This window comes from Dictyobacter arantiisoli (assembly GCF_008326305.1).
In the GTDB taxonomy this organism is placed as follows: Bacteria; Chloroflexota; Ktedonobacteria; order Ktedonobacterales; family Ktedonobacteraceae; genus Dictyobacter; species Dictyobacter arantiisoli.
Window position 1 is genome coordinate 1 of sequence record NZ_BIXY01000074.1, and the last position, 12,867, is coordinate 12,867.

At 43.6% G+C, this 12,867-nt stretch carries 9 protein-coding genes and 1 pseudogene; 3 read left to right on the top strand and 7 right to left on the bottom strand.

Annotated features, from left to right (window positions below; all coding sequences use genetic code 11):
• Positions 1 to 449: 449 nt before the first annotated feature.
• Together F1593_RS29935 and F1593_RS20395 are read left to right on the top strand one after the other, a co-directional pair.
• Positions 450 to 584: pseudogene (locus F1593_RS29935) on the top strand (helix-turn-helix domain-containing protein); the annotation flags it as partial.
• Positions 585 to 2,957 carry a tetratricopeptide repeat protein gene (locus tag F1593_RS20395; protein WP_235932644.1) on the top strand — a complete coding sequence of 791 codons (2,373 nt, stop codon included), beginning with the start codon at positions 585 to 587 and terminating at the stop codon, positions 2,955 to 2,957. It abuts the pseudogene before it with no gap.
• Between the two features lie 225 nt (positions 2,958 to 3,182).
• Here the strand turns inward: F1593_RS20395 and F1593_RS20400 are convergent, their stop codons facing one another.
• The 4 genes from F1593_RS20400 to F1593_RS20415 all read right to left on the bottom strand — a co-directional run bounded on the left by F1593_RS20400 (position 3,183) and on the right by F1593_RS20415 (position 5,694).
• A complete protein-coding gene (locus F1593_RS20400) occupies positions 3,183 to 3,728 on the bottom strand; it encodes a helix-turn-helix transcriptional regulator (RefSeq protein WP_149403414.1) in 546 nt (181 codons plus the stop codon).
• 158 nt (positions 3,729 to 3,886) lie between these two features.
• Positions 3,887 to 4,360, bottom strand: coding sequence for a hypothetical protein (locus F1593_RS20405; RefSeq protein ID WP_149403415.1), 474 nt, complete (start codon positions 4,358 to 4,360; stop codon positions 3,887 to 3,889).
• Between the two features lie 78 nt (positions 4,361 to 4,438).
• Entirely contained in the window at positions 4,439 to 5,314 is an 876-nt protein-coding gene (locus F1593_RS20410) for a class I SAM-dependent methyltransferase (protein WP_172632291.1), read from the bottom strand.
• Between the two features lie 104 nt (positions 5,315 to 5,418).
• Positions 5,419 to 5,694 (bottom strand): hypothetical protein, encoded by a 276-nt coding sequence (locus F1593_RS20415; RefSeq protein ID WP_216368936.1) that lies wholly within the window; start codon positions 5,692 to 5,694, stop codon positions 5,419 to 5,421.
• 652 nt (positions 5,695 to 6,346) lie between these two features.
• Between F1593_RS20415 and F1593_RS20420 the strand changes: the two genes are divergently transcribed.
• Positions 6,347 to 6,889, top strand: a complete 543-nt coding sequence (locus F1593_RS20420) for a helix-turn-helix domain-containing protein (protein WP_149403417.1) — start codon at positions 6,347 to 6,349, stop codon at positions 6,887 to 6,889.
• A gap of 326 nt (positions 6,890 to 7,215) precedes the next feature.
• Here the strand turns inward: F1593_RS20420 and F1593_RS20425 are convergent, their stop codons facing one another.
• The 3 genes from F1593_RS20425 to F1593_RS20435 all read right to left on the bottom strand — a co-directional run bounded on the left by F1593_RS20425 (position 7,216) and on the right by F1593_RS20435 (position 12,845).
• Complete coding sequence (locus tag F1593_RS20425; protein WP_149403418.1) at positions 7,216 to 7,656, bottom strand: hypothetical protein; 441 nt, start codon at positions 7,654 to 7,656, stop codon at positions 7,216 to 7,218.
• 331 nt (positions 7,657 to 7,987) lie between these two features.
• A complete protein-coding gene (locus F1593_RS20430) occupies positions 7,988 to 11,467 on the bottom strand; it encodes a hypothetical protein (RefSeq protein WP_149403419.1) in 3,480 nt (1,159 codons plus the stop codon).
• Positions 11,454 to 12,845 carry a serine/threonine-protein kinase gene (locus F1593_RS20435; protein WP_149403420.1) on the bottom strand — a complete coding sequence of 464 codons (1,392 nt, stop codon included), beginning with the start codon at positions 12,843 to 12,845 and terminating at the stop codon, positions 11,454 to 11,456. Before F1593_RS20435 ends, F1593_RS20430 begins: the two co-directional genes overlap by 14 nt.
• Positions 12,846 to 12,867: the final 22 nt, after the last annotated feature.

Here is a 12,867-nt window from a genome sequence, read left to right on the forward strand (position 1 = left end):
CGCCCGGTTCTCTTCTGCTCCTCGCGGCCTCTTCATTGGCGTCTGTCTCTCTCTGCCTTTCTCTCATCCTTTGTTTCCCGTCCTGAAGGATGGATCTCGGCTTTTTTTATTGCTTCCTTGCTTTCATCTCGTTGCGCATCCCGTGGGAGTTACAGCGGCTCTTGGGAATAGCAGTTGATTAAAAAAGTTATTGCATTATCACCTCCTTACTAGCTATAATTGATGGGTAATTATCTAAACATTTGTATAGATCTTTTTATAGGGTCTGGTGTAATTCTTTGAATGGTTATCGCTGTCTCCGCGTAATGTGTAGAAACAGGATCGATATCTGAATAGATTGAGCTAACAGGAGTTTGTTCTATTCAGTTCTTTCATTCCTTTCACTTTAAGATTACCTGATTTGCATGTTTACATTTGTTTGCATTTATTTACATTCATTGGCAAATACTATGGATCAAAAAAAATTTGGAGCGCGCGTACAAGAACTCCTTCGCCGGAGGGGCTTAAGTCAAAAAGGGCTTGCCGAATATTTGAATATAGATGTCAGTACTCTGAGTCAGATACTTACGGCAAAGAGACATCTAATGCCTAATCGTGCTAAAGGCTGCATTCTATATTTGGTGGAAGGGGAGGCCCTGACTGAGATGGAGCAGGTGAATGAGTTACTTCGCTGGGGCGGGTGTGAAGATTTTAATGAAACAGACTGGGATGGGCCGTTATGGAATTTGAGATCAAGCAAACCTAAGACTTCCCAACAAGTAGTACCGGCGTATAACAATCTTCCCCATGGTCGCAACTCTCTCTTTACTGGTCGCCAGGACGCGCTCAAACGGCTGCTTGATATCTTTCTGGATAGGAAAGATAATGGTGCATCTGTAGCGATCTGTGGATTGGCTGGTATGGGAAAGACACAACTGGTGGTTGAGTATGTCTCTCGTTATCAGTCTATGTACCATGCCATTCTATGGGTAAATGCTGATAGCTATAATGCCATGGTGGCTGATTTTGTTGTTCTTGCCGGTATTCTTGATCTACCAGAAAAGCATGAACAGAACCATCTTTTGGTAATCCATGCTGTCAGGAACTGGTTAAGCAACCACCTCGGATGGCTTCTGATATTTGACAATGTAACAGATTTTAATATCCTCTCGGAGTTTCTCCCCCCTGAACACCAGGGACACCTTGTACTGACGACGCAGGCTCAAATTCTCTATGCGGATATGCATAAGGTGGACTTAGAGAAAATGAGCGTGGAAGAAGGTGCCTTGTTGCTACTTCGTCGTGCTGACATGGTTGACCTTACCTGGCCACTTGATCAGGTATCCTCTGAAGATCGATTGAAAGCATTAGCAATTGTTGATGAATTGGATGGGCTTCCTTTGGCTTTGGATCAAGCCGGAGCATACATACAAGGTGGACGGTGTGATATGGAGGAGTACTTAGAACTGTATAAAATACGACGGATGCAGCTTTTAAGTACCCGAAGCGCTATTCATCATGGACATCCGGCTTCCGTAGTGACTACCTTTACACTCCTGTTTGAACGCGTTCAAGAAAGCAATCGTGTGGCTATTGACCTCCTACGTTTCACTGCATTTCTTCACCCCGATGCCATTCCCAAAGAGATAGCCATGAATGGTTTATACAGTCTCGATGCCGATTCCTCCAAAGTGATAGTAGATCCTGTACAATGGCATGATGCTCTAGATGATCTCCTCAAGTATTCGTTACTTCGTCTTTTGAATGATGATGCACTTACCATGCATCGTTTAGTGCAAGCTGTTCTTCAAGATACAATGGAAATATCTGTACAACAACATTTGGTTGCGAGCATTATTCATGCCATTTATCACGCGATGATCAGTACGGATCAGGAGACAATGTCTGGCTATGGACGCTATCTTCCACACGCGCAGCATATAACTCCATTTATTGAGCGCTGGGAAGAAGTGCGCTTTGCTGAAACTGCATATCTTCTGCTAGAAGTTGGCCGATACTTACGGGTGATGGGCCTCTACGAGCAAGCGGAAAAATATTGTTATTCTTCTGTCGAAATCATAGAAACTCATCGAGGACTAAAGCATATAGATCGGGCGATTGCATACTCAAATCTTGCAAATCTTTATCTAGCTCAAGGGAAATATGGGGATGCCAGGAAATACTTTTGGCAGTCTGTGGTTATTATCGAGAGGCAATCACCAAACGTAGATGAAGCGCTTCTAGGTCTAAGCTATTGCAATATTGCGAACTGCGATAGACATTTGAACAAACTTGCAGAGGCCGAAACAGAAGCCCTTCGAGCAAGGAACATTATTGAGCGCGTAAGGGGATCTGTGCATTCAGAGGTGGCCTATTGTCTGAATATTCTTGCCACAATTTATCGAGATCAAGAACGATACACGGAGGCTGCAGCGCAATACGAAAGAGCATTGATAATACGGGAGCAAGTCCATGCACCAGATCATCCGGCAGTTGCTGCTGCGCTTAACGATCTTGCAACGGTGTATGTAGCGCTTGAAGAGTATGAGAAGTCAGAGCCATTAAACCAACGGGCGTTGGCTATTTATAAGAAAGCTTATGGACTCAATCATCCTGAAGTAGCTCGTTGTTTAATATGCCTAAGTGATTTCTATAGTTACCAGGGGGATTTTGCTCAAGCGGAACAATGCAATCGAGAAGCATTGGCGATCTATGAAAAGACAATCGGTATCGATCATCCCCGTGCTATTGAACCGCTTGGAAACATTGCGGTATTTTCTGTAAAACAGAAAAACTATCGGCAAGCACAAAAAAATTTCAGACAAGCATTGAAATTAGGAGAGAAGTATCCTTATGAGGATATTGGGTGGATTGTGCGAGGTTATGCTAGGCTATTGGAAAGTGCTGGGCAGATGGATGCAGCAATAGGCTTGAAACAAACGTTTAAGAATAGATTATCTGGTGGTGAGAACCTGTGAACGGTTAGACTATACTCAGAGCATTACTCCGGCAGCCCTCTTCACTAAGAAGATCGCGAGTGGACCGGCGTTCGAACTCATGAAGATAATCTTTGTATGAACGTCGCTGTTGATTGCCCTTAAAGATGGCGATAATCCATACTGTGAGTGTCTGGCCGTTGTCTCCTATGATGTGGTACAACGGCCATAGCATTTATGAAAAAGAATACTGAAGAGCGATCATGCTTATAACATCTGATCAGATAGATGGATAATCTGGCATGAGATCTTGTCGCTGGTTGTATATTGCAGGTACACATCATCCAGGCGCACCGTGTAGCGTGGATAGATTGGATAGCCAAGGTCTTCCGGTGGACATTGGAAGAATTGGCAGAGGAGGCGAAGATGGGGGAGGGACGGTAAATTTTTCCCACTTTCCCAGACGCCGATCATCGTTGCAGAGACTCCTACTTGTTGTGCTACTTCCCATTGCGTATAACCAGCCTGTTGCCTTGCATTCATCAGCGCAGCATTAGGGATAGGTTGGGCTACCGATTGGCACTGACCCCATGACGTATCATCAGTTAGCTCTAACTGGGCGAGAAAGTTATATCCAATCTCTTCTGGTTGACAGTGGAACATCTGGCAGAGTTGTTGTATATGTTGGATAACAGGAATACGATGACCGTATTCCCATTGGACAATGGATGATTGGCTGATGCCCAGTTTTTCACTGATCTGCTTCTGTGTGAGACCATGCATACGTCGCATGTCCTTTAATTTAACATTCAAGACGAGCCTCCTTGATACTGTCTGATGGGTTTGTGCTCTATCACCTGAGAGGGTGTGCTGGCTTGATGGATACTGCACCAATGTTTCTCTCTCCTTATGATCTTCAGGATCGTGAATCTGTAACAAAGCTATTCACTGGCTAATGTCCCCGTTTTCTTTCATGAGAGCCTTTCTTTTTCTTGTTTACAGGGAGGAATTCCAGGAATTGCCATGTCATCAAGGTGTAACCCTTCGGGGCAGGGTGTGAACTGGATATGCGTTGCCTGGGCGTGTTGGATGAGCCAGAAATGGGCTGTGATGGCTGCATGCTCCTGATTCCGTGCGTACACGAGTTGATAGGTGTCTCTCACGTGTCCCTCTTCATCAGTGATACTGGCTCGAATGATCCATAAACAGAGGTAATCTTCCCAGGTTACCAGATCGATAAGATCCAAAGAAAGAGGAAGCCCGGTATGGTGTGAAAGGGCGACGACCAACTTTTCTGCATCTCCGAGAGTGATTGGTTTGTGCAAGAGCGCATGATAGAGGATGCGTGTTCCTATTCCTGCCCGCAATGCCAGTGCTGTGAGATCAAATGGATAGCGATTTCGGATTTGCTCCAGTGTTTGCTTCGGTTTGTGCTCTTGCATCATCTCTGCCCTTCTTCCTGATACTGCTATTTCATCTCTTCTCGATACTCTTTGTACAATGACTGATCATTCCTGGGCGTACTATTTTTGCCCATAGGCAACATAGAATTCATGTGTGGTGTGGTGAGCTTCCCATTCTTGTGGTAATGCAGAAAGGGTGGTATCAAAGTTGTTTGGATCGACGCCGCCAACCAGACAAAAAAAGTTTTTGAGACCCTGGAAGGCTGCATACATATCCGTAGCATATAATGCGCCTTCTTTGCCACCCCAGGAACCAACAGGGAGCCGAAAGGTTCGAGTTTTAATATGTCTCAATTTAGCTCTGCTCAGCAGTTCATCCAGATGTTTTATTGGTGCCAGATCGATGCCTTTTTTGGCGCTGGCTGCCTGGCCCCACTGAAGAAAAGTGTGGGTATGTACGCCGACATGTTGATAGCCGTTCCCGGCTTCTGCCAGTTCGATATAGCCTCCTGGTCGCGTGACACGGACCAGTTCTTGCAAAACAGCGGGCCATTGTGCAGTGGGGATGGCACTGACCAACAGTCGTTGATGGACGAAATCAAAATGGTTGTCGGGAAATGGCAGTGGTTCCAGGATATTTCCCGGCACGAAGTAATAATTCTCAGGCGGGAGAAAGCCAGTGCCTCGTGGCTGTTCAAGATCAAGACCACACACCTGAGCGTGCGGGAATTGGCGTGCGATATCATATGCCCATTGTGCAGTGCCTGTGCCTGTATCAAGAATCCTGCGAACTGTATGATTGATCGGGGCCTGGTAGTGGCTTCCGAGCAATTTGTGGAGCGCGTAATGCTGAAAGTTGATACGTTCTTCCTCACGCTCATCCTTCGGTAACGCATAGGGAACATCAACGCGGTGGCGGCGCCCTCCAACAAATGAGATCTGGCGTTTTAATGGCGATTTCTGCTTCTTTTTGGTCAAGAACGAAAAGATGTTCATGATTCTCATCCTTACTTACTAGTCAAAATGGCTCATAAAAAACTTTCTAGAAAGACATATATCTTTGTGTTGATGAAGTGAAGCCTTTTATAAAAAGGTATTGGTCATCGTTGCTCATTCGTTTGAGCATCGTGATTGCCAAAACCACCAGAGGCTTCGTTTTGGGTCGAATCGAGTGTTTGAGCTATGAGTGCCATTGCTTGTTCACCAACATGAGTGCGCAACTCTTGATGAAGCAATTCCATACGTTCCATTTTTGCGGTAATAAACTGATGCTGTGAGACACCCATGGCTGTCCCTGAGAGCCCACGCCTGGCGGCATCATATTCAGTGCTGATAAGCTCAAGCAAACGAACGACGTCACTGGGATGTTGTTGCATACTGTTTCCTCCTGGGTTGATATGGTTTTACGTGTGTGTATTTTCATTACAAGACAAAAAGACACAATGATGTCCTATCCACATGTTGTTCTGATGAGACATGTAGCTCTGTTCAATAATGATCTATATGACTTCCTCATTAAGGAAGTTTCATTGATGTATAGAACGGCCTGAGATTTTAAGTTTTCATTATAACGTTTCTTTCTCAACTGTTAATAGTTTGTGGCTGGCTATGTTGTAACTCTTCCTTGTATTTCAATGAGCAAAGAGAAATTAGTGTGCAAGCTGAACATCTTCAGCTTTTCCAACTACTCATGCTCGATATATTCAGAACAAACAAGTGTTAGTTCATCGCGTTTGAGTCTGCTATTTTTCCTTCACTAATGAGCCATTCTTTGTGTTTCCTGTGGCCGCTACTTCAAGGCCATTGATGGTTATAAAAGTAGTGTTATATCGCGATCTTGTACGAATAGCTGGATCTTTTCGAAAGAGCCATACATTTGACCTGCTTTTTTGTAGTTGTTTCTTTAATGTGTTCTATTTCTCGAACAACAATTGGCGATGAGGTAAGTATACCTTCTTTTATCACATTTGTAAATATGATAAAAGAATTTCATTTTAAAAAATATGATAAAAGAATACATTTTAAGATATGAAAGACATGTTTCCTTTACCACATATTCCAGGTTATGTAGATATAAAAGAAGCTGCTAAAATACTGGGAGTTGCTGAAAGCAGTATTTATCGTTATGTGCAGTCTGGTCGTCTCTCTGGTTACCAAGCTGGTCATAATATCGTGATAGAACTGGAATCTCTCAAACAGTTTAAGCCAAAAAATACTGGCCGTCCTCGTACCAATATCCCTCTTTGGCGTATTCCTCCTGATGAGAATTCTTTGTTGCAAACATCTATTTGTGCTCAGATACTGCAAGGTCAACAGGAAACTTTCAAACTACGGATGGAAGAGTTTAGGCTGAAAAAAGAGCACTTATTTCCAGGAACAGTAGCGAGATATATCTCAATCAGTAATAAACAACCAAATTTTGTAAAGATTACATTTATCTGGCGCATTTCAGTCATCCCCGAGGAAAATATCAGGAAGCAATCACTAGACGCCTTTAAAGAGAGATTAGCAGATATTGTAGACTGGACGACTGCGCAATTTGATGAATATACCGTGTTTATATACGCATAGGGCTATCGTATTTTGCACTGAAGAGCTTGGTGAGTGCAAAGGCAGGCAATCTCTCGCAAGTAATGCTATTTTATCAATGCCGCTAGTTGAAGGAGTTTCTTGAGCTTTATAAGTGTATTGAGCCTAGCGAGCACTTTTATTGATGTTAGCATAAGCAACCAAAGTACCAGAGAGAGGAGCTGATAAAGGAGGTGTAAGTAAGATTACACTCCCTCCCAACGTTGGCGTGAAGGACATCACTTGGGTGCATGGGAATTGCATGAACAAAGGTGGAAACAGAAAGAGATTGCCTCTGACTTGGAGTTAAGGCATGGTGAGCCAGCGATTCAAATAAAGTTAAGGTAGAGAGACCAAAGGCTTACGCCATCCTCCAGCGATTGGTCCACCCATCTAAGACGAATGGCGCAACTGCCCAGCGAGCTTTCTAAAGGACGGAAGCCTTGGGATTTCGTGGAAAGGTTTGGACCACGTATAGATGATCTTGCAAGTGCTCGAGATTTAGTATCATTCGGATCATTATAGTTGTTCGTCTCCTTTGTCAGATCAAGTACAGTTAACAAAAGCTCATCCAGAAAGCGAAGTAACATGATGAAGTTGTGATCCAGACGTGGAAAGATGAGCAGTGGAAGCAGCAAAAAAGTGCAAAAGGCGAAGACTGGTTGCAGGCCCTCTTGCCCGAGATTTCTAGCAAATTGCTGATTATCTGGTATGGTTTGCCTATTCATTACTGATAGTCGATCAAAGATTTTTGCCAACGGCAGCGCCAAATATATACATCTCGAATGTCTGCTTGCTTCCCCTGTTGAACTCAACCCACCAGCAGAGGGCAGCTGCCGAAACATGTCGAACTGAAGAATGTATGTTGCATTGATGTACAACACACATCCAACGGGATGTGAGTCGTACTAAAGAACGCTTGAGATAAGCGTAAATCTGTCTTCGACGGTGTTTCGCCCACACTGGCTGTTTTCTTCATATTGATATCAATAAGTGGTGAAGATCTCAAATTGAGCAACCATCACTAGTTACTGTGGGTATACCTCATTTTCAGCGAAGCAATGTTTTTATCTGTGCCTTGTAGCACAAAATTTGTTTATTCTAATTTGGCAAGAGATTCAGAAAATCGGTTATGCCATGAAGTGCTAGAGTACTAATAAGGGACTTTGCTCGTCGTTGTGTCTCGTCTATTTTTTGTTGTAATGCATAAGTGAGTATATGGCGTACCGTTTTCTCCCAGGTTGATGTCGTCCACATCATAGTATCACCTTTGATAAGAAACTCCAGGCATATCAGTACCTGAGTGGGATATGGCTCAACAAGCTTTGCTAATCGCTCGACGACGGCGTAACTCAGCTCAACGTATCCTGCTAGTACAAGAGCCGCTTCAAGCTGATGCAATCCCCACTCATCAGGACAGATATCTGTTCGGAACCACCACCCAAAGGCTGCAAGCTCATGTGTATATTCTGTTATTGACGGTGCCTTTTGTGCTTCTGAAAGCCGCCAATTCCATAATTGTTGAGACCGCTCAATAACCTCAGAAGGGATCGTTTCTCCTGTCTCATAGAAAACCCTACCAATAAAGGCAAGAATCTGTCCTCTCAAAACGTCCGATGCCTCCATAAAGAAGTGTGTTAGTAAACTCTCAGGAGAGTTGAGCGAAATTAATCCACTCCAATAAAATCGAATCAAATGCACACCAAGTCGATAATCTGGGTTTTCTGTGATAGATCTGCTCTGTTTTGTGATACCCAGCCGCTCAATGGCGGTAGTATACTCCTCACGCAAGAGGGCTAGCACATTATTGTAGGGCTCGCAGAATATTATATAGGTATTCCACGTGACGACACGCAGTGTTTCTTGATCAACTTCTTGTGGAAAGAGATTCATCAGGTGATCAGCAATCCACTGTACATCAAGAGCAACGAGATTAGCGAGGCGCTGTGCATATACTGAGCGCACTGCTAGAGAAGCATCTATGTGGGTGTCGAGATGACGCTCGAGTACTGCTTGCACTTCAGGCATTGCTTTGAAGTTATGGAAGTCCTCTTCGCCCTCTTCATGTTTATCTTGGCGTTTCTGCCACAGCGCGTAGTTTACGACAGCGTGTAACGCTATCCCCCGAATACTATTGATAGCACGAGTTGCGTATTCCATAGCAGAATCGTGGCCTTCTTCGTCAACTTCGTCTTCTTGGGCCGGGTCGGGATCATCTGTGAGAGGCTTCATTATATCCCATATCTTAGCGCTAAGCGAAATAGGGATAATAGGAGACTGAGCTTCAGTAGCACCCAAAAGTAGATTCGCAACCATTTGGCTGCTCCACGCCCATTGGGGATCGTAGATTATGGTCACGCCGTCTTCAGCAAGTGTATACCGCTGATTAATAACCCATTCGCACAGGTTTAAGACATTCTCCCAATCAAAGGTGCGGCGGTTTCGTATTGCTTCGGTAAAGCCCTGTACAACTGCACTGATGTAAATGGGATTATATCCCTGAAATAGATTGGCCTGTTCAGCGAAAGGCTCTGGGTCTGTACTAATAATCCCTGTGAGCAGTCGTCCTAACTCCTCACGTGATGGGCTCATAAAATCTCCAGAAGGTTGCCACTCTTGTAGGTAGGATAGTATTTGATCTATGCTCATAGAGCGTAACTCTTCTATCAAGGGTTCTCTAGCAGGACTTCCCCAGGTGATGATAGGAAAGTCTTCTTCAGGTTCGGTGGGACCTAACTCAGTCACCAGTGCATCATAGCGTTCTTTCCAATTGTCTTTCAGCCCATCTTCAATCTCTCTTAGCCAGTCACGTTGCCAAACACGTACATACTGCTGTACTAAATCATCGTCTGGTTGTTTATGATAGTACTTTTCATATTGTTCCTGATAGGATGGACAATCCGGGCCTGTTTCTATCCACTCAAGCCATTGTTTCTGCTCTGTATCAGATAGTAGAGAGTAGCCTGTTTGAGCAAGCAGTCCATACTCATAACGTACATCGCTATCATCAAAGAGCGCTCGATCCATAAGGTAGAGTTTTACGGCCTCAAGACTGTCTTGGGGAATGCGGCTCAGTAAATAGAGGATAATACGTCGAAAAATGCGTCCAGGATGTTCCTCAAGAAGTGAGACAACAGTGTCTATTGGGATAATCTGTTCTTGTACCGCTTGCTCTGCTGCCTGCCATAAAGTTACAACTAATAGATTCAGTAAATCGTGCATGCCTGGGAGAAATTTATTTCTAGCATTTCCAATTATATACTGCCAGGACTTTGTACTCGCTTCTTGTGCCTCTTTTTGTAGGCGCTCTTCATCGCTTTCTTGTACATTTCTAAACCGAATATGGTTCTCATAAACTTCTACTTCTAGACGGTGGCAAAGCATCGCAAGGGTTTTAATTGCTGAATGTTTAATAAGTAGAGGTGTATTTGTAGAAAGTATTTTCTCGTAATCCCAGCTCTCAGTGTATGACTCTCTATGCCTGAGGACAGCAAAGCAGCTTTCTGTCAAAGCAATTGCTGTCTTGCTCTCCTTCCCTTGTGCGAGATGATTTATGAGATTGCTGATCTGCGTGAACTCAATGCTTTGTATCAGTTCAGCCTGTATCCACTTTTGGATAGTTGGAACAAGCTTTGCTGCTAGCGAGGCTGGAAATGTTTGGACAATCTGGAGAATAGTTCGTTGGACGAAAGGATTATCTGTATCAGAAACCTCTTGCATAATCGTGAGAATTGTTTGCTGAGTTGACTCAATTGATACAATACGAAGAAGGTATTGAGCTGGAGGCCAAAGTGAAAAAATAAATCTACCGAGTTCTTCATTCCATTCCTTTGATGGTGGAGGAGTAAAAAAACCTGTTTGATACAAGGGGTCCAACCAACCAGGGCTCTGGAGACGTTCAAAGAAGTAACGATGAGTTGTATCGTTATGAGGTATTGTGTTTTTTAAATGTGATAAGTCTTTTTTGCTAGGGGCTTCCTTCAAAAGTAAGGTGTTGAGTAGGGCAAAAATATGTGTAGACTGCTTTTCGAATGCAGCAAGAATAGAAATGAAAACTTCTTCAAAGGTGTTTACAAGTAGTTGGAAGGACGAATCGATCTCTCGAGGATATGATAAATCTTCTCTATGAGCCATTGCTGCCAGGCCATTAAAAGTTTTATTTCTTGTCGCTATCTCTTTCCACTTTTTCTGTATGCCTTTATCTAGCTTTAACGATTGAGTAATTGCCTCGATCTGCTTTGCGTGAGTTTCTGGGCGGTTTTCACATACTTGGCAAGCATCTGGAGGTACATAATCATAAGGTAACAGTACGCGGCGAACAGAACTCTCAATTTCTCTTAGGAGGTGAGCTACAAGATGTGTTGTGCTTTCAAACCGCTGTGGCGGCGTTATCAAGCTACAAGCTTCTCTATAGAAGGTTGCTGGACCAGGTCCAAGTAGCTTGAGTTTTGTGTATAAGCTTTTTTGCTGTTGGGTTTGGAAACGAAATGGTTCTTTAAAGGGTTGATCAGTTGTGCTATATTCCATATAGTGACCTCTTCTAACTTCCCAATATGCTATGTTAATATTAATGTTTGACAAGAGCTGTGATAAATGCTTCTACCCCATCATATCGTTGGTCTGGCTTGATAGATAGAGCTTTAAGCGTTGCATGCCCTATTTGAGCAGGAATTTTAGGATTGATTAATTGAGGTGCCGACAGAGGCTTTTTTTGACGGTGAGTAGATGATGAGCTAAGAGGTTCTTTAAGTGGAGGGCGACCAGTGAAAAGTTCATAAGCGATACAAGCGAGAGCATATTGATCGCTCTTTTCACTAGCAATACCTCTTGATTGCTCGGGAGCCATATAGTTTTCTGCTCCTATATGATTCGACTGCAAATGATGCTTTACTGCTCCAGCCTTAACTGCCAGATCAAAACCTGTTAGCAATGCATTGCTAACATCATCAAACAGAATACTGGCTGGTTGGATACCACGATGAATAATGCTTTGTTGGTGAAGATACGCAAGAGCTCGCCCAATCTGAGAGATAATAGTAAGCGCTTCCGAAAGAGGTAAGGCATTTGGCCCATGGCGTCGAATACGATCAGAAAGGGCGCCTCCTGTTGCATATGCCGTAACAATGTAAGGTAATATTCCATTCAGATGGATATCAATTATGGGTAAGATGGATGGGTGCTTGAGGCTGATTAGATCAGTGTTAAGTGAGAACACGTCGTGATATAAACGCACACTCGCCGGTACGCTGATAACTTTAAGGACGACTAAGGTTGCTGTGCCCTCTATTTCAGCTAGATAAAGTGAGCCAAACGTTCCTGTTACGAGGTATTTCTGTATACGGTAAGATCCAATAAGTTGTCCAGGTAAGAGAGCTGAAACGTCACCTCTAAGGATCTGGACTTGTGCTTGTAGTGTCTCGTTGGCGAATTTTCTCATTCGCTCTTCGCTTGCTCGTATTTCTGCTATTACTGAGTCAGCCCCATCAAGTACGGTTAGAAGGATAGCTTTTTCCGCTGCATTAGTATGTTTATAGAGTACTTGTCGATAGCAAATAAGGAAGTTGGGTATGATTTGCTCTGGTTTTCCTCCCCGTCGTTCGAGCAATATTCTGGTAGTAGGCGTATTCGTGATATGTTTGGTTAAAGTTGACTCAATGATCTGTCTATCTTCAGGCTGGTGATCAAAAATATAATTGCCAATCTGCTGAGCTGTTGCTGGGTCCTGGAAAAAGCTAATTACTCCACTCAGATCATAGAAGGGATACTTCTCAAAGTAGAGCTGAAGTGTCTCTACTAAGATTTCCTTTAAATGATCGTCTCGCGTTTTCTCAATCAATCCGATCTCTTTGAGTCCTTGTCCTACCAATGTTCCCTCAAGTCGTTGCGCATAGTGCTTAATAATATCAGTGGCTAGGTTTGTTGCTATACCTACTCCTATGCTCAAAGGATCGAGTCCCATCTTTTTCCTCTTTGCTGCAAAA